The sequence below is a fragment of the Marinifilum fragile genome (assembly GCF_963677365.1).
GTDB classification, from domain to species: domain Bacteria; phylum Bacteroidota; class Bacteroidia; order Bacteroidales; family Marinifilaceae; genus Marinifilum; species Marinifilum fragile.
Map to the genome: position 1 here is coordinate 3,957,958 of NZ_OY781962.1, position 18,059 is coordinate 3,976,016.

Below are 18,059 nucleotides of genomic sequence, written 5' to 3' on the forward strand. Positions count from 1 at the left end.
TCATTCGTAATTTTAAAATTCAGGCTCTAAAATACAAAAAGCACAGAACAATATTGCCCTGTGCTTCACTTAATGTTTTTCCGATTGTTTATTTCCTTACAAACTCTGATACTTTTGGGTATCAAGCATCCCCTTATAAGTTTTGTAAGTGTAATCATCCAGCCAATGGTAGAATTCTTCAATCTCTTTTTTATTCATTTTAGCTGAACGCCATTTCTTTTGATGCTCTTCTGTGTTTTTGAAAAGTTCTTCTTCTGCTTTTTCAAGTTTTTGAATAATACCTGTCTTTTCAGCATTAATCAATTCTGATACTTTTAAGTATTTGTATCCAGCCGAACGAGAAATAGGATAGCAGCGGTTTTTAAGTTCCATAGCCATCTCATTTAATGGACAATTCTCTTTTCCATCAGCCAATAATACTTTAGGCAAATTCTTACCACCTTTTACCCAAACAGGTAATGCAATTGATGTATTAGGGAAGCCAACCTGAGTCCAGATGGTAGCCATGTCTTTGTCTTCCCCATCTTTCACGCCTTCAATCATGATCATTGATGAAGAACCATGACGAGTAATTAAATCACCTGAATTCACATAATTTTCACCGTATGGAATGGTTTCAAACTCTTTTCTAAAATCTCTTTTTAGTACGGGATGTTTTAAACATCTTGAGAAGTTCTGGATTACAGTCTTTGCACTCATGTCACCACAAGCATCAGCTTGATAGAAGATATCCTGAGCGGTTTGGAAACGGATGAAACCATATCCAATGTCTTTCTTTCCTGTAAATGAATAGTTGGTTCTTAAAATGTAACCATTTGGAGCCTGCGCCGGATCGTTAGCGTCGAACTTGGTAAATGTATGGTTGTTTACCTCGTAGAAAGCAACGTTACCATCGGCATCCAATACCCCAAAGTGAGCCGCTAAACCCATTGGTTTAGGAGTGTCCTTCAATAATTGTTCAAACTCTTCAAGGTTTGCACACTGTTGCAAGGCCAACTTCATAAAACGTCCTTCCTGATCTTTCAAGGAAGTGGTGTCCTTCATGTTTACATTAAAAGATGCAGAGTTCATGATCGCAAAGCCCATTGAGTTTGATCCTCCCCAAACTTGTTCCCCATTTTTGTCGTTGGAGTTGATCAATCCGATGTATGGATATTTGCCATCGGTGAAATACATCATCTTGTTTTCAAAGCTTTCCGTGTCGCGAAGTTTCCAAATGATTGGTCGACCATCTTTTGTGTACTTGCCGGAAATTACGGCAGTTGTGCAGGCATGCGATTGCCATACGCTTACCACTGCAAGTAGCAGTAGGCTTACTAAATGTTTCATTTGTTAGTTAGTGGTTTAGTTGTCTTTTCCAATCAAAACAATTGGAGGCCCTAAAATAATTATAAATGATGAATTATTAGTGATGAGGAAAATGTGATTTTTTTTACCTCCCTCTTTCCGTTGATATTTTCCTTCTAAGATTTTAGCTCGCGTAGCTTCTTCCTCTCATAGGGAATGTGCAGAAGGCAAAGAGGGTAGGTGTTTGCAAAGGAATTTGTACAAGAGGGATACTGTTATAAAATAAAAATGGCCACTCTAAAAATAGAATGGCCATGTAATATCTATAAAAACAGCTTATTTCATTTTTTTGAAAAGCTCTTTCATGCTTACTTCTTTCTTCATGATATCATAAAGCTTGTCGATAGCAACACGCTCCTGAGCCATGGTATCACGGTAACGGATGGTAACTGTGTTATCTTCCAATGATTGGTGATCAACAGTTACACAGAAAGGAGTACCAATAGCATCCTGACGACGGTAACGCTTACCGATAGAGTCTTTCTCATCGTACTGACAGTTGAAATCGAATTTCAAATCGTTAATGATTTCGCGAGCCTTTTCAGGAAGACCATCTTTCTTGGTCAATGGCATTACAGCCAACTTGATTGGAGCCAAAGCAGCTGGTAATTTCAATACCACACGCTCGTCAACTTTACCATCTTCCTTCTCGATTTTCTCTTCTGTATAAGCTTCAGACATTACCTGAAGGAACATACGGTCAACACCGATTGAAGTCTCAACTACGTAAGGAACATAGCTCTTGTTCAATTCAGGATCGAAGTACTGGATTTTCTTACCAGAGAATTCCTGATGTTGGCTTAAATCGAAATCGGTACGAGAGTGAATTCCTTCTACCTCTTTAAATCCAAATGGGAATTTAAATTCCACATCGGTAGCAGCGTTAGCGTAGTGAGCCAACTTATCGTGATCGTGGAAACGATACTTGTCTTCAGAAAATCCAAGGGCTTTGTGCCAGCTCATGCGAGTTTCCTTCCACTTGTCGAACCATTTCATTTCCTCACCCGGACGAACAAAGAACTGAAGCTCCATTTGTTCGAATTCACGCATGCGGAAGATGAACTGACGAGCAACAATCTCGTTACGGAATGCTTTACCAATCTGTGCAATTCCGAAAGGAATCTTCATACGACCTGTTTTCTGAACATTTAGGTAGTTTACGAAAATACCCTGCGCAGTTTCAGGACGAAGGTAGATTTTACTACTTCCATCAGCAGTAGAACCCATTTCAGTGGAAAACATCAAATTGAACTGACGAACATCTGTCCAGTTTTTAGTTCCTGAAATTGGACAAGCAATCTCGTTATCGATGATGATTTGCTTTAATTCTTCCAAATCATTTTTATCCAAAGCCTCTACAAAACGCTTGTGTACAGCATCAATTTTTTCCTGATTTGCTTTTACACGTGGGTTGGTAGCTTTAAATTGCTCTTCGTCGAACGATTCGCCGAACTTCTTCTTTGCCTTTTCAACTTCTTTGTCGATTTTGGCTTCGAATTTTGCCATCAAATCCTCGATTAAAACATCAGCACGGTAACGTTTCTTGGAGTCTTTGTTATCAATCAAAGGATCATTAAAAGCATCAACGTGGCCCGATGCCTTCCAAATGGTTGGGTGCATAAAAATAGCCGAATCAATGCCGACTACATTTTCGTGAAGCAATACCATTGAATCCCACCAATACTTTTTGATGTTGTTTTTCAATTCAACACCCATTTGTGCATAATCGTAAACAGCACTTAAACCATCGTAAATCTCTGATGATTGAAACACAAAACCGTACTCCTTACAATGGGCAACCAGTTTCTTGAAAACATCTTCCTGAGCCATAAATCTTATATTTTGAGTTTATTATTTTAATTTGAACGAAACACAAAAATACAAAAAAAGCCATTGGTTGGCTTTTCCATATCATTAATTTCTAGTGTTTTTGATAATTTATTTGCCGGATAGTGTGATACTATCGTTTGCATAGCAGAAGATTAAAAAATTAATCTACTTCTTCGAAATCCACATAATCACCTACATCCTTTTTATTCGGATTAGATTTGGTGTTTGGATTTTTATCGATTGTAACTTCACCTTCTCGCTTTTGTTGTTCTTGTTGCTGTCTGTTGGCCTCTTTTTGCATTTTATCAAAAGTTTTCTGCACCAAAAAAGGGAACATTGCACGAATGATCAATTTTAGCAGGTAATAAATACCAACAGCAATAATGATAAACTTTATAAATGCCATATTCTTATAATTTGAATGACAAAGATAACAGAATTATAACGAATGAGTAAATGAGAGCTGAGGAAATGGTGTTCCATAGGCTTAAGATTGAAGGAAAATATACCTAAATGTTCTTAGCGTATCAAGTACTTGGTACAAACCGTTTCATAAGCTTGATACGGAGTGTTTCATACACTTAATACGAACTGTTTCATACACTTGATACGGAGCGTTTCAAGCCTATGATACGAACTGTTTCATATACTTGAAACGGTAAAGGGGATTATAAGGAAGTTGTAAGCACTAGTCCACTATGCCTTAATAAACACCTTGGCTTATCCTTTATTCTTTGCTTTAGCTGAAGACTAAAGGATTACCAAAGAAAAATCCCGAACCTGTTCAGCCCGGGATTTTCTTCTAACCACTATTTACTAACCTAAATCTAATTCTATGAAAAAACTTCTCTGTTTTGTACATTACAAATGTAAGATGTAAATGTGCTAAATGGTTTAAACAAAAGTTAATAAAGTTTAAAAGTGCATTTCAGTGCTCAGTTTATACCAAAGAAAAATCCCGAACTTGTTCAGCTCGGGATCTTCTCTAACCACTATTTACTAACCTAAATCTAATTCTATGAAAAAACTTCTCTGTTTTGTACATTACAAATGTAGCTTGTAAATGTGCTAAATGGTTTAAACAAAAGTTAATGAAACTTAAAAGTGTAATGTTGTATCACTTTTAATTATAAAAAAAAAGGACTACCCACAGAAGGTAGCCCGGAATTTAAATTGATGTAAACACTCTGTTTACACAGAGCAATATAAAGTTACAACTTATTTGTATAATGGTTTCTTTTTATTTCCTAAAGGTTCAGACCATGAACATTCATCCTTCTTTTTGTTTTTATCCTTACAGCCAAACAACAGGTTAAAGCCAAAGCGCACATTGGCAACTTGAGCGCTGTTAGGTCGAATTGCTGCTATTACATTATCGGTAATGGTATAAAATTGCACTGGACCAAGTTTAGCAGCTACTCCAAATCCTAAATTATTGTAGGAATTGTTTACAGCAGTATAACTTAAGCTTGTACTAAGGTTTCTAAAAAATCTTGCATTTGCCGATAAAGTAAGCGATGATTGAACCTTGCCATTGAAAATTTCAGTACGACTTAAAGCTCCTAAATTCACTTTGTTATGAATTTGGTGCGAACCTCCCAAGTAAATTTTGGTTGGTAAGCCCACAGAGTAGGTGCCAGTCAAATCTGACACACGAAACTCATCTTCGATATCATCCACCAAATCATCAAAAACATCTTCTATTTCCCTGTAGTTCGGATCGTTTGAGTTCCCAGATTGAGACCAGTCTGCACCATTGTAGGTGAATGATCCGTCTTGAACAAACTCATAACCGTTCGATTTCCAGGTAATGGCACCAATATCAAGTACACTTGCGTAAAGCGTTGTTTTCTCATCCATTTTGTAGGTCATACCCAAGTCAACAGCAAAACCTTTGTTGTCGGTATTCAAGAAGAAATCTTCATCAAAATCATCACTGTTAAAATTGATATCCTCAACATAACCATTGGCATCGTAAGTAATTTGATTGATCGGAATGGATGCTCTCAATCGATGTTTGGAGTTCAGTATCACCTGGTCACCGGTTAAGGACGTAAAAACAGACATGTCTGACTCTTCCATATGAAGATTGGCAATACCGAAAAGAACTTTTCCTTTTACACCTACAGTCCACTTGTCGTTGATTTTCTTTGAAACTCCCAAGGCAATTTCATGATATGTGTTGGCATCAACGCCTAATCCACCCCAGTTGGCAGTTCTTCCTCTAAAGTCATAATTACCATTCTTTAAAAAGGTAATCATCTCCTTATCGAAACTAAAGCGCGAGTCTTCTTTCTCGATTACATCCAGAGTGAAATAAAAGTCTTTCGCTCTAATTCCCAAAGCAAAAAGAGTCAATTCGAATTGCTGAGAAAGAAAGTTTGTGGTTTTTAATGCATCGTGAAAACTATTCACATTTACTACCAAAGAATCGCTTCTAATGCCTGTTCCATCGGTAATTACATCATTGTAAGCAAAGCTGCTATTGCTGTAATTAAAGTAGATGGAACTAAGAGCTGGAAAGCCAACAAAGACCTTACACTCTGGCTGTATGGCTGGATTTACTTGGTTTGATTGAGGTACATTCTGCATCAAATACAAGGTGTTGTTCAGTTTTTGAGCCACACCGCTCATAGTCACAATCACAAAAAGTAATCCTGTTAGAGATATTTTGGTTAAAAATCTTGTCATTATAGGATGTTTTAAAGTGCTGGTTTTAATTGCTTAAGTCAAGTTGTGCTTGTACCGATATGGTGAACTTTAGTTCGTAATCGCCTTTTAGTTTCACCGGAATTCCTCCATTTTGGGTACTTACAATTGCATTTATAATGATGTTTTCAGTTTTGTTGAGATTTGCAATCTGAGATTGCGTTAATTTTATTTCGTGGGAAACTTCCTTAATCGAATTTGGATCAACTACACCAACATTTGCTCCCGAAGTATAAACTGAAGCAGCATCAATTACTTCATTGTCTTTAATTTCATCAATTACATTGTAGCTGGCATCAGTAAGCTGGATGTTTTCAACGGTAACATCAAGTGGATAACCATTTTTGGCTGTAATTACTACTGCGGCATTCATTACTTTATCGGCATCGTTAATATCAACACCATCAATTGTATCCTTAAGCGTTAGGTTTGTTGCGGTAAATTCTAACGGAATTTCAATTTCGATATCCGCATCAATTCTTGAAGTATTGCTGACAATGTTTGGCTGAGTGGAAATGTCTACCGGATCAGGATTTAAACTTACATTGCCAAAGTAATCCAACCTGTCTGATGGAGGCAATGCCATTAAATCAACAATGTCAGAATTGTTTTTATCGTATGTAATGGTCTCTTCATTAGGAGTGTCTAAAACATCAGCAATGGTTTTAGGATAGTTAACAGGTTGTAATACATCCGGATTTAAATTTTGTGTAGATCCGCTTGAGCTGTAACCAGTAATATTTGCGTTTATGGCAAAAGGAACACCAACCGAATTGCGCAAGTGAACATGAATTTTAGGGTCTGCAAAACGGTATTCACCATCTACATCATCCCAAAAGTCAACACCTAGATCAATACTGCCTGTTCCAATGTTAATTGCTTGCTTGCCAAAATCACCTGATGCAGTAATAAAATCGATATTCTGCACCGTTAAGTTGATTCCTAAATCTCCGCTTCCGCTGATAGTAGTTCCATTGTCTCGTATGTATACGGAAAAATCAATATCAATCTCGTTACCGGTAGTGAATGGAGCTTTAAAATTGACTGTAGCATTGCTAAGGGTAATGCTTTCAGGTTGATTGTTTGCGTTGGCCCCTACGCGAAAAGTTCTGGTTACCGTAGTTCCATTTTCGCTTATTCCAGGGAATGTAACTGTTAAATCAACATCGGTATTCAATGGGTTGCTTAGGCTGAAATCGATAGTTGCGTTTAGCTGTAAATTAGAAAGAATGATATCAGGATTTCCGGCATCAACAGAGAATGTTTCTGAAAAAGGTATTGGATTAGTAGGGATCGATGAATGCGGAATACCCGGGAAGGTACCAAGTGTTATGGCAAGGTTCTGACTTACCTGATTCGGAAAGTCTATGACTTCATCTACGGCATAAGTGAAAATATCATTTTCGCGATGTCTTATCACGAGGTTGTTTCCTTCCAAGAATATGGTTTGATCGTTTGGATCTAACTCATGTTCGTTTAGAAGGTACCAAAGCGTATAGGTTCCATATCCAACAGGAGCAATCATGTTTGGAGTCCATTCAACTTTATCCGATAAGCGATCCATATCGTAATCGTCAGAATCGATACAAGATTGTGTTGAAACGGCCAAAAGTCCACATAGTATAAGTGGAATCAGAAATCGTGATTTAAATATCATAGTAATATAATTAAATAGGCAATATTAGTTTGAACCGAATTCAACTCATAAAACCCTATCTTTAATGTTAAATTTTATCTGGGTCAAAAAAATCAATTAATACATGTAAGAAATAGATTTGGTACATTAATTCATTGATATTGTTGACAAACGGCCTAGTGTACGGAATAGTTTAATAAGAAGTTGCGATTGTCACCTACATAAAGATTAAACGATTTGTCGCCCGATTTAGCAAAGCCAATTGAAAACTCGGTATTGCCCTTTAACGGGAAGCCGGAATGATTATTTCCTTTTAAATCAATTAAGTAGATTTTGTTTTCGTTTTCGGTGCATATGCCAATTTCAATCTTTCTTCTCGAGAACTTGTAAACATTGGGTCTGTAGCTAATTCCTGAATCGAATTTCTTCTCTAACTTTTGATTTCCTGAAGCATCGAAAATTTTAAGGAAGTTGTAATCAGCAAATAGATATTCGTTCTTTCCGTCGGAATTTAAATCGGCAGCCGAAAAATAATGTGCTTCCGATAGTTGAGTAAAAGATTTTGACTCTACTTTTCCATTTAAATAGATATAATGAATGGTTCCGTTATTGTCAGTAGTAACCAGTCGGTTACTTTGTTTCTCAAGGTAAAAAGGATTATTCTCTGATTTAGAGAATTGCTTCTTTAGTTTCACCCTTTCAACACCACGACGGTTTAAGATGTAAACCCTAAACTTATCTGCATAAACAATGTAATCTTTACCACCAATCCTGAAATGTTGGATTTCACAAGTAATTGGATTTTCTGCTTTCGCAGGATTCCAACCTGTAATAATCTTACCTTCTTTTGAATAAGCATAAACACGCTGATCCTTACAAGGAATAAAAATGCGGTAGTTTTTGTTCTTGTCGTAATCGAAAATGGCAATGCCACGAGCAGCTTCCGCTTTTAAGCGAACCGGATAATTTTTAACGTAGTTTCCGTTTCTGTCGATTAAATGCAGATGATTTTTGGTTGCAAAAAGGTATTGCAGCTTATTGTTTTTAAATAGATCAATCTGTTCAACTTTACCAATAATCTGCGAATCCAAAGGTTTTTTCCAAAGAATTCTACCTGCTGGATTTACCAGGTAAATTTGATTTTGGATATCTTGTACAAAGATTTCATTCTCTTTTGTATAATGGTTTTTAACCAGGTACGGCTTGTGACGGAAACAAGTATCAATTCTCGATTCCCAATCGGTTTGAGGAGCAGATTCCAGAACCGGATCATATTCAATGAACAAGTTGTTGTATACCAGATTTCTGTTCGAGCTCAATTGCAAGCCAACTGCCTGAAATTTATTTACACTTTCTTTATGAGTTTGAATCTCTGACTGTAGTTCCTCGTTCAGAAAACTGGTGATAAATTGGTTTGCCTTCGGAGTTGAAGTGTAAAAGAAAAAGTTCGCTTTATTTGATAAATATTCTTTGTTTTCCTGGTAGTTTTGATTGCTATCCAAAGTTTTACCCAGAACAGATTCCTGAATAAACTCAGACAGTGCATTAATGCTTGGACCCATTACCAAATAGTTGTCGATAAAGGTAAAATAAGCCGATGAGGCATCGCTGAAGAAACTCCCAAATAATTTTTCTGGCAGTCGATCTTCTGGCAATCTGTAAATATCAAAAGAGGTTTCAGAATCGAGCTTGTAAGTCCTTTTGTAGTAGGATAGGGTCCGTTCCTGTTTTTTTGCAAAACCAAGAATTGGTTTTAACATCTTCTCTTTTGCAATACTGGCACTCTTTGTGCGGATAATGGTAAACTTTTTATCAACATTTCCTTCGGCAAAGGCCAAGCCAATTTCTTTATAAATGATTGAAAAAATAATCTCTTCAAAATCTTCGCCTGTTTTCTTTTTCAGATCATTAATATCTTTCTGGTAGTCTGAAAGTTTTCCCATCTGATCTAAAAATTTGCGGTATTTCCCTTTGTGAAGCAGTGGATCATCAATACCCAACACAGCCAAAATACCAGTTGTAGCTGGTAGAATGGATTCCATTTCCATCTTTACAGGCTCTTGTTGTAAAAACAGGTTCATCAGGTTTCCTTGACTTGGATCACTATAGGTAAATCCATTCATTAGGATAATTCTATTTCTGAAACTCAAATCAAGTTCAGTCCAGTTCCCTATGTTGGTATAATTGCGAATAAATTTGCTGTGCTCCTTGTTTAATGAAAAGGAAATTTGTTTTGGGAAAGTCTTTAAATTCAAGAAGATATTTGCATCAACATTCTTACCAATAGTTCTTCTGATTTGTTCAAATCCTTTGGTTTTAGATATAGAATTATCAGTGCTTAACTGGCGAACAGAGTTTTCCAATAATAGCATCGATCTACTCGCCAGAAACAAGCCTTTTGAGAAGGTAAAGTGCAATTCTTTTTCCTTTTTGCTGGCTGCAGGAATGCTGTATAGGGTTGTGTTTTGATAGTTTCGTTCTCGCAAAACCAGATCTGGCCCAATCCAATTCGAAACTGCTGTTTGTAGTTTCTTTTCTTCCAGATAATCCAGAATTGGCAGAATGTATAGGTATTCGATGTCATTTTTTCCTTGCAGATGACTGGCCATGGTAAACGATCGGTCCAGCGTAAATTGATGATCGGAATCAATTTTACTTGCCAAACTATCTATGAACTGAAGATTCTCGTTGATTTTTGCAATTTTTTCGAACTTGCTTAACTCTGTCCAGATGCCAGTATTGTTCTCCAATTTTGAAATGAGTTGCTCTAAACTTTCAAACTGAACGATTAACTCCGAATTCACAGGAATTGCTGAAAAAGGATCAACGCCTTTGTATTCCTTTTGTTTTTGAAGATATAGGTAGCCTAAAACAATGATTGCCAAAAGCAAAACAATGAAGAAAGAGGTAAGTATTTTTTTCAGCATAGTAAACAGATTGCAAGGTATAGTGTTGCTTCAAAAATAAGAATTTATGCAGTGTTTAAAAAATTATGTGAAAGGCTTTTGAGTCAATACCTGGATATTTCGTGAATTTATGATTTTGCTAGGCGAAAGCCAGAGTTTTTGATATAAAAAGCCCCGACATAGGTCGAGGCTAAATGTTGAAAATCTAATATGGTTGAATTATAAATCAAATTTGATTCCCTGGGCCAAAGGCAAATCAGTTCCAAAGTTCAAGGTGTTGGTTTGTCTTCTCATGTAGGTCTTCCATGAATCGGAGCCCGACTCACGACCGCCACCAGTTTCTTTTTCACCACCAAAAGCACCACCAATTTCGGCACCCGATGTTCCGATGTTTACATTGGCAATACCACAATCGCTACCTACGGCAGAAATAAAGGTTTGTGCTTCTCTCATGTTCAGGGTAAATATCGATGAGGATAAACCTTGTGGAACGTTGTTGTGTAGTTCAATGGCATCATCAAGCGTACTATATTTCATGATGTACAGTACGGGCACAAAGGATTCGTCCTGAACAATTTGCCAGTGATTTTCTACCTCACAGAATGTTGGTAATACATAGTTTCCTTCCAATACTTTGTCGCCAAATACAATATTACCACCCGCTTTCTTTACCTCTGCAATGGCATTTTGGTATACTTCAACCGCTCCTTCATCAATTACCGGGCCCACCAAAGTATTTTCATCAAGTGGATTGCCAATTTTGGCCTCAACTTGTTTGTAGGCACTCAGCAATCGGTTCTTCACCTCATCATAAATGCTTTCGTGAATAATCAAACGGCGAGTTGAAGTACAACGCTGACCGGCTGTTCCAACCGATCCAAACACAATGCCCGGAATGGCCATATCCAAATCGGCAGTAGGAGCTACAATAATGGCGTTATTACCTCCCAATTCTGCAATGGTTCTTCCCAAACGAGCACCTACTTTTTCAGCAACTCTCTTTCCAATGGCAGTCGATCCGGTAACGGAAATCAACGGAACACGCTTGTCTTCAATAAAATTATCTCCCATTACCGATGATTTCGCAACTACCAGGTTGAAAACACCTTCAGGAACGTTATTGTCTTTTAGTACATTTTGAATGATTTTGTGGCAGGCAATGGCACAAAGCGGCACTTTCGAGCTGGGTTTCCAAATTACAACATCACCACAAACTGCAGCTATCATTGCATTCCAGGCCCAAACGGCAACCGGAAAATTAAATGCAGAAATTACACCAACCAATCCCAAGGGATGATACTGATCCATCATTTTGTGATCTGGTCTTTCCGAATGCATGGTAAATCCGTAAAGCATTCTTGATTGTCCCACTGCAAAGTCGCAAATGTCAATCATTTCCTGAACTTCGCCCAAACCTTCCTGGTAAATCTTACCCATTTCAAGTGTAACCAGTTTGCCCAAATCCTCTTTGGCATCGCGTAGTGCATTTCCAATTTGTCGAACGATTTCACCGCGTTTTGGAGCTGGCATTTTTCGCCAAACCTTAAATGCTTCCTGAGCTTTTATCAGAACTTTTTCATAATCATCCTTATCGGCATTTTTAACTTTTGCAATAAGCGATCCGTCAATAGGAGAGTAGGATTCTGTGATATCTCCCTTACAATCGAACCATTCTGTTCCAGTTGATACTCCGGCATTTATCTCTGTTATGCCTAATCGATTTAGTGTTTCTTGTACTCCGAAATTCTTTTTGAGTTCTTGTGAAGTTGTAATTTCCATTTGATTATGAATTTATTGTGGTATTAAGGGTTAAACTTGAGAAGAATACAATTTAATAAAACTAAATCTAAATAGTAATGATTTTTATCAGTTTATTTCATCAGTGTTCGATTCTAAGTTCACGAATTTCAATTGGTTTGTCTTTTTATTCTCAAAAGGTATAAAAATTGAAATGCCGTTGTATTCATAGTGCTTATACATGCTAAGCATCTTCGAGATGCTAAGCATATCAACAGGGAAAGCTGCTTATGTGTTCTGTTATAAGAAGCTACAAGTTTCAGGATTTAATCCTTAATACAGGAAATTTATGTGGTTTTTAAGGAATTCAACTCACAAAAAAGCCCGAACCAATAAATGGATTCGGGCATGCTGTATTTAATGTGAAAATCAAAGATTCTAGTGCATAATGAAGTTTCTAAAATGCTTCATGAACTGAACTCTTTGGTAGGCGGCAGGATCATTAGCATTCGACTGACACATTTTTCCTTTAAAGTCGCGAATGTTTTCGAATCCCTGGTCTTCCATCCAAGAGTAGATTTCTTTTAATAAAATATCAATGTATTCTGGTCCGTTTTTATAGATAACAGAAGCCAACTGAACGGCATCAGCACCAACCAAAATGTGCTTGATAATGCTTTCGGAAGTATGAATTCCAGTAGTTCCAGCCAATGAACATTTCACTCTATCCGACATGATGCCAATCCATCTTAATGAATTCTTGTAGTCATCCGAATGTGAAAGAATTTGTCCGTTGGTGATACCAAGGTTATGGATATCAATATCAGGACTGTAAAAACGGTTGAACATTACAATTCCATCAGCATCCATATCATCCAACTTCTTCACCATATTGGCCAGGTTTGAATGGTAAGGACTAATTTTTAGAGCAACAGGTATGGCAACCTGGTCTTTAACTGTTTTCAAAACATCGAAATAAATTTTCTCGTTTTCTTCACCAGATCTGTTCATATCTGTTGGCAAAACAAACAAGTTAACCTCTAGTGCATCGGCTCCAGCCTTTTCAATTTCTCTCGAAAAATAGGTCCACTTTTCGGCGCTAACACAGTTGATACTTGCAATTACAGGAATCGATACGGCGGCTTTGGCCTCTTCAATCAATCTTAAGTACTTGCGAAGAATGTCTTCATGTGGCTCTTCCTGCATGTAGTCAAAAGTCTCAGGATAAACGTAAGGACGGCTTGTCATGGCATGCATTTGTTCTTCCATTTCCATGATAATTTCTTCTTCGAAAAGAGACTTTAGAACAATGGCACCTGCACCATTTTCTTCCAATTCCACTAATTTTTCTACCGAATCAGTTAAACCAGAGCTGGCAACAATAATTGGATTTTTTAAATCAAGTCCTAGGTAGTTTGTTGTTAAGTTAGGCATATCAGTTAAGTTTTGTTTGTGTGATTTTATTGATTTCCTATCAAATTTAATTGGGGAAATAGTTTATTACAAATCAATAATCTTTATACTAAGATAGAAAATCCTGATATTATTGTTCTGTATTTGCCGGTTTAAATTAAGTTTTAAACTAAAAATCAGGATGTAAGCTCGAAGTTGGCAATAAAAAACTACTACAGGAATGACAATACCAAGCTTGCAATTCTTCTTGCAGCCTTATTCTTTTTTCTCTTTTTTTGTGGCTTCACATGAATTGACAACAAACTAAACCAACCTTAACTGATTAAAATGGAGAAGAGTGTAGAGAAAAAGAGAAGTTGGACAGATAGGTTTCTGAATGTAACAGAGAAATTCGGAAATGCCTTACCGCATCCAGCTACCTTATTTGCAATTTTTGCTGTAATGGCAATTTTATTATCGGGATTGGCATCCCTATTCGGATGGCAGGCAGTTCATCCAGGCACCAAAGAAACCATCGAGGTGGTAAATCTATTATCCATTGAAGGATTGCATCGCATTCTGATAGAAATGGTAGATAACTTTACCGGATTTGCTCCTTTAGGAATTGTAATGGTTGCCATGTTGGGCATTGGAATTGCCGAAAGTAGTGGATTAATTGGAACATTAATTCGCAAACTGGTACTGTCGGCTCCTAAAAAGATGCTAACCTTTGTATTGGTGCTAGCAGGTATCTTATCGAACACAGCCTCGGATGTTGGATATGTACTTTTAATTCCTTTGGCTGGGATCATTTTCGTAGCGGTTGATCGACATCCGATTGCGGGTATGGCAGCTGCTTTTGCCGGTGTATCTGGTGGATTCTCGGCCAACTTAATTCTGGGGACCATCGATCCTCTGATTGCAGGTCTTTCGCAAGAGGCTGCTCGAATTGTGGATCCTACGGTTACGGTAAATCCTACCGCCAACTATTACTTCATGGTGGTTTCAACCTTTGTAATTGCCATTGTGGGAACCTTGGTTACCGATAAATTAATTGAACCTCGTTTGGGTGTATATAAAGATGCCGATTTACACAAGGAAGAAATTCACGATGTAACAGACTTGGAACGTCGCGGATTGCGTTGGGCTTTGTATGTGGTTATTTTCCTTACTGCCATTACTCTTTGGGGATTGATCCCGCAAGACGGATTCTTTAGAGGTGCTGATGGTGGATTCTTAACTTCTCCGCTGATTAAAGGGGTAGTAGCCTTGCTATTTTTAGGAGCAGGAGGATGTGGTATTGCTTATGGATTTGGAGCCAAAGTTTTCAAAAACGATGCAGATATCATGAAGGGAATGGCAAAATCGATGCAATCCCTTGCCGGATACTATGTACTTGTATTTTTTGCAGCCCAATTTGTTGCCTATTTCAAATGGTCGAACTTAGGGGTAATTATGGCTATTAAAGGGGCAGGAGCACTTATGGCTGCCGAAATTGGTATGATTCCATTAATGATTCTTTTCGTGCTTCTATCGGCACTTATTAATATGCTTATGGGATCGGCATCGGCAAAATGGGCCATTATGGCACCAATTTTCATCCCGATGTTTATGCTGATGGGCTATTCGCCGGAATTGTCGCAGGTAGTATATCGAATAGGGGATAGTGTTACCAATGTAATTTCTCCAATGATGAGTTTCTTTGCTTTAATCATTGCTTATTTCCAGAAATACGAAAAGAATGCAGGTATCGGAACCATTATTGCCACCATGTTGCCATATTCGGTTGCATTTTTTGTGGTTTGGGTAATTGTTTTGATGGTTTGGATTCTTCTTGGATTGCCTTTGGGACCAGGAGCAGGCCTCGAATACAGCATGCCGCAATAAAATTTCAAAAAAAATTGCTGCTCAAATGAAATATTTATTTTGAGTGTAAAAATATGAATCTCAGTACTAGTAGGGCTTTCCGCCCTAGGTGCTGAGATTTTTTTATTCATTTTTTTTCAAAAAAATGCAGTTTTTGTTTTGCGAGAATCAAACAAAGGTCTATATTTGCATCGCATTCAAAAGCAATGCCCAGGTGGCGGAATTGGTAGACGCGCTGGTCTCAAACACCAGTGGGGCAACCCGTGCCGGTTCGATCCCGGCCCTGGGTACTAAAAAAATCCTTTCGAAGATATTCGGAAGGATTTTTTTTATGGATATTGTTGAGCCAGGATATTTTTCTTGGATCAAGCAAAAAACTTGGGATCAAGCAAAAAACTTGTGGGAAAAATTCTAAACACACATCTTTGTGCCAGCACAATTGAAGTACATAAGATGACTGATCACGAAAACTACGAGCAACTTGTTCGTTTATTTCTTCCTGAAGGATTACTGGATTATTTTAATATCACTAACATCATACTTGATGGAGAAGCTGTTAATGTTCATTTAGAAGAAAGCAATCTTCCTCCTTCAGAATATGCTCAGGATAAACTAGAGTCCAAAGGTTTCTTACCCGCTATTACAGTTCAGGATTTCCCATTGAGAGATAAGGCATTGCTACTTCATTTGAAGCGTCGTCGTTGGATGAATCACTCCACAGGAAATATTGTAAGCAGAGATTGGCAACTGGTTGCCTCAGGCACGCGACTAACCAAAGGGTTCGCGTCTTTTTTAAAAGGGGCATTTGGAATCTAAACCTGTGAGTTGTAGAAGTCTTGGTGAATACTATCATCTTGATGGAAAACATTTACAACATCAGTACAAAAAACATTTAAGCAACTATCACAATTGGGGTCAAAAAGATCATGCAAAAGAGTGGGTTTTGTTTGCTAAAAACTTTGGAAGGTATTTAAGCATTGATGAAACATCTCTTTCCAATGGAGAGCTTTATACCATTGTGACCAACAAGGCTGCCAAAGGCAAGAAAGGTTGCCTGGTTGCCATGATCAAAGGCACGGAGTCAGCTAATATCATAAAAATATTGCACAAAATCCCGTGGGAAAAGCGATGTTCGGTTAAAGAAATCACTTTGGATATGGCTGCTTCAATGAATAAAGTTGTACGTCGATGTTTTCCTAAGGCTGTGGTGGTTATCGACCGATTTCACGTTCAAAAACTAGCCAATGATGCTGTTCAGGAATTAAGAATTGATTACAGATGGAAAGCCATTGACAAAGAAAATAAGGCGATAAAATATGCCAAAACCAAAGGTGTAGCTTATCAGAATACTTTACTTGCCAATGGAGATACTTTGAGACAGTTGTTGGTTCGTAGTCGTTTTCTATTGTTCAAATCCCCTTACAAATGGAGCGATTCTCAAAGATTTAGGGCCAGCATTCTATTTGAGAAATATCCTAAACTAAAGAAAGCGTATGATTTGAGTCAGGCCTTAAAAAACATTTTTTCAAGAACAAAGGATAAAGGTGTAGCATACGCCAAGTTAGCAAAATGGTATGACCAGGTCGAAAAGGCTGGAATGAAATCCTTTCGAATAGTATCAAACTCTATTAAAACTCACTATATCGGAATCTTGAACTATTTTGAAAATAGAAGTACAAATGCTTCAGCAGAATCTTTTAATGCAAAAATTAAGGCTTTCAGAACTGCTTTTAGAGGTGTGAGAGAAATTGAATTTTTCCTGTTCAGGCTTTCTAAAATTTATGCATAAAACATATAGTCCCCACAAGTTTTTCGCTTGATCCTTTTTCTTGCGCCAGCCTATCAAGAATTTGAAAATTCAGACTCGGGAGCGGTTCAGAGCATCAAAATTTTGCTCTCGTCAATCGGTAATGGCAATTTTTATACAAAAAAATGCTCTCTTTAGTGTGCAGAGGCAAATTCGTCACAAAAAAGATCTCTCGTCAATGGGTAAAGCCGATTTCGCGACAAAAATTTGCTCTCGTCAATCGGTAATGACAATTTTGATACAAAAAAAATGCTCTCGTCAGTGTGCTGAGGCAAATTCGTCACAAAAAGATCTCTTGTCAATGAGTAAAGCAGATTTCATGGAACTTTGTTTCGTGCGGCAGCGGGGAGATAATAAAAAAAATATCTTTTAAATACTCTCAATTGTAAATTGTGAAGGGGAATTTAAAGGGAACTTCCAAATACAATTATTCGTACTAACTGCATAAATAACATCTCCATTCAGACTAAGTTGATTAAATGGATTTGAGAAATCAAAAAATGCTATCCACTTTAGTTTTTTATTAGTTAAGTTGATTACTGCCAAAAATCCATCACTTCCATAATCTCCTTCTCCTGCAAATATTTCAATCCCTTTTTCAATATTTGTTAGGTTACTTAGAACAGCACAATCATTCCATCTTAGACCCTTGTTTTTAGCAATTTTTTTGATTGATGATTCCTTCTCCAACTCAATTTTATAATTGATAGGAGATTCCCAATCAACTATTAATTTAACAGGTATAACTCTACCATCACTATAAGTTATTCCATTTATTGCTGGACACTCTAAATTATCTACAAAGTTTAAAATTTTTTCCATCTTAAGA

Annotated in this window: 12 protein-coding genes and 1 tRNA gene; 4 read left to right on the forward strand and 9 right to left on the reverse strand. The window is 37.3% G+C overall.

Annotated features, from left to right (window positions below):
• Positions 1–96 precede the first annotated feature (96 nt).
• The 8 genes from ACKPCA_RS15905 to ACKPCA_RS15940 all read right to left on the reverse strand — a co-directional run bounded on the left by ACKPCA_RS15905 (position 97) and on the right by ACKPCA_RS15940 (position 13,599).
• Positions 97–1,329 carry a carcinine hydrolase/isopenicillin-N N-acyltransferase family protein gene (locus ACKPCA_RS15905; RefSeq protein ID WP_321279983.1) on the reverse strand — a complete coding sequence of 411 codons (1,233 nt, stop codon included), beginning with the start codon at positions 1,327–1,329 and terminating at the stop codon, positions 97–99.
• A 294-nt stretch (positions 1,330–1,623) separates the two neighbouring features.
• Positions 1,624–3,177 carry a glycine--tRNA ligase gene (locus ACKPCA_RS15910; protein ID WP_321279984.1) on the reverse strand — a complete coding sequence of 518 codons (1,554 nt, stop codon included), beginning with the start codon at positions 3,175–3,177 and terminating at the stop codon, positions 1,624–1,626.
• A 160-nt stretch (positions 3,178–3,337) separates the two neighbouring features.
• A complete protein-coding gene (locus ACKPCA_RS15915) occupies positions 3,338–3,583 on the reverse strand; it encodes a DUF4834 family protein (RefSeq protein ID WP_054715275.1) in 246 nt (81 codons plus the stop codon).
• A gap of 812 nt (positions 3,584–4,395) precedes the next feature.
• Positions 4,396–5,868: a DUF5723 family protein gene (locus tag ACKPCA_RS15920; RefSeq protein ID WP_321279985.1), complete on the reverse strand. Its 1,473-nt coding sequence runs from the start codon at positions 5,866–5,868 to the stop codon at positions 4,396–4,398.
• Positions 5,869–5,893: 25 nt separating this feature from the next.
• Positions 5,894–7,543, reverse strand: coding sequence for a hypothetical protein (locus ACKPCA_RS15925; protein ID WP_321279986.1), 1,650 nt, complete (start codon positions 7,541–7,543; stop codon positions 5,894–5,896).
• A 155-nt stretch (positions 7,544–7,698) separates the two neighbouring features.
• The gene (locus ACKPCA_RS15930; RefSeq protein ID WP_321279987.1) at positions 7,699–10,449 is read right to left on the reverse strand and encodes a DUF3352 domain-containing protein; all 2,751 of its coding nucleotides are present in this window, start codon (positions 10,447–10,449) and stop codon (positions 7,699–7,701) included.
• A gap of 198 nt (positions 10,450–10,647) precedes the next feature.
• Complete coding sequence (gene amaB / locus ACKPCA_RS15935; RefSeq protein WP_321279988.1) at positions 10,648–12,207, reverse strand: L-piperidine-6-carboxylate dehydrogenase; 1,560 nt, start codon at positions 12,205–12,207, stop codon at positions 10,648–10,650.
• A gap of 396 nt (positions 12,208–12,603) precedes the next feature.
• Positions 12,604–13,599 (reverse strand): dihydroorotate dehydrogenase-like protein, encoded by a 996-nt coding sequence (locus tag ACKPCA_RS15940; RefSeq protein ID WP_321279989.1) that lies wholly within the window; start codon positions 13,597–13,599, stop codon positions 12,604–12,606.
• Positions 13,600–13,905: 306 nt separating this feature from the next.
• Here ACKPCA_RS15940 and ACKPCA_RS15945 point away from each other — a divergent pair, with 306 nt between their 5' ends.
• The 4 genes from ACKPCA_RS15945 (at position 13,906) to ACKPCA_RS15960 (ending at position 17,212) form a co-directional block, all read left to right on the forward strand.
• On the forward strand, positions 13,906–15,444 hold the full coding sequence (locus ACKPCA_RS15945; RefSeq protein ID WP_321279990.1) for an AbgT family transporter: 1,539 nt from the start codon (positions 13,906–13,908) through the stop codon (positions 15,442–15,444).
• 187 nt (positions 15,445–15,631) lie between these two features.
• Positions 15,632–15,713, forward strand: a tRNA-Leu gene (locus ACKPCA_RS15950).
• A 163-nt stretch (positions 15,714–15,876) separates the two neighbouring features.
• Positions 15,877–16,239: an ISAon1 family transposase N-terminal region protein gene (locus ACKPCA_RS15955; RefSeq protein WP_321279991.1), complete on the forward strand. Its 363-nt coding sequence runs from the start codon at positions 15,877–15,879 to the stop codon at positions 16,237–16,239.
• A gap of 4 nt (positions 16,240–16,243) precedes the next feature.
• Complete coding sequence (locus tag ACKPCA_RS15960; RefSeq protein WP_321279992.1) at positions 16,244–17,212, forward strand: ISAon1 family transposase; 969 nt, start codon at positions 16,244–16,246, stop codon at positions 17,210–17,212.
• Positions 17,213–17,599: 387 nt separating this feature from the next.
• On the opposite strand, the gene ACKPCA_RS15965 is transcribed toward ACKPCA_RS15960, so the two are convergent.
• A complete protein-coding gene (locus ACKPCA_RS15965; protein WP_321279993.1) occupies positions 17,600–18,052 on the reverse strand; it encodes a hypothetical protein in 453 nt (150 codons plus the stop codon).
• Positions 18,053–18,059: the final 7 nt, after the last annotated feature.

Bases quoted from the DNA above. Each gene is read 5' to 3' on its own strand.
- ACKPCA_RS15905 (WP_321279983.1), bottom strand. From the start codon at position 1,329: ATGAAACATTTAGTAAGCCTACTGCTACTTGCAGTGGTAAGCGTATGG.
- ACKPCA_RS15910 (WP_321279984.1), bottom strand. From the start codon at position 3,177: ATGGCTCAGGAAGATGTTTTCAAGAAACTGGTTGCCCATTGTAAGGAG.
- ACKPCA_RS15915 (WP_054715275.1), bottom strand. From the start codon at position 3,583: ATGGCATTTATAAAGTTTATCATTATTGCTGTTGGTATTTATTACCTG.
- ACKPCA_RS15920 (WP_321279985.1), bottom strand. From the start codon at position 5,868: ATGACAAGATTTTTAACCAAAATATCTCTAACAGGATTACTTTTTGTG.
- ACKPCA_RS15925 (WP_321279986.1), bottom strand. From the start codon at position 7,543: ATGATATTTAAATCACGATTTCTGATTCCACTTATACTATGTGGACTT.
- ACKPCA_RS15930 (WP_321279987.1), bottom strand. From the start codon at position 10,449: ATGCTGAAAAAAATACTTACCTCTTTCTTCATTGTTTTGCTTTTGGCA.
- amaB (WP_321279988.1), bottom strand. From the start codon at position 12,207: ATGGAAATTACAACTTCACAAGAACTCAAAAAGAATTTCGGAGTACAA.
- ACKPCA_RS15940 (WP_321279989.1), bottom strand. From the start codon at position 13,599: ATGCCTAACTTAACAACAAACTACCTAGGACTTGATTTAAAAAATCCA.
- ACKPCA_RS15945 (WP_321279990.1), top strand. From the start codon at position 13,906: ATGGAGAAGAGTGTAGAGAAAAAGAGAAGTTGGACAGATAGGTTTCTG.
- ACKPCA_RS15955 (WP_321279991.1), top strand. From the start codon at position 15,877: ATGACTGATCACGAAAACTACGAGCAACTTGTTCGTTTATTTCTTCCT.
- ACKPCA_RS15965 (WP_321279993.1), bottom strand. From the start codon at position 18,052: ATGGAAAAAATTTTAAACTTTGTAGATAATTTAGAGTGTCCAGCAATA.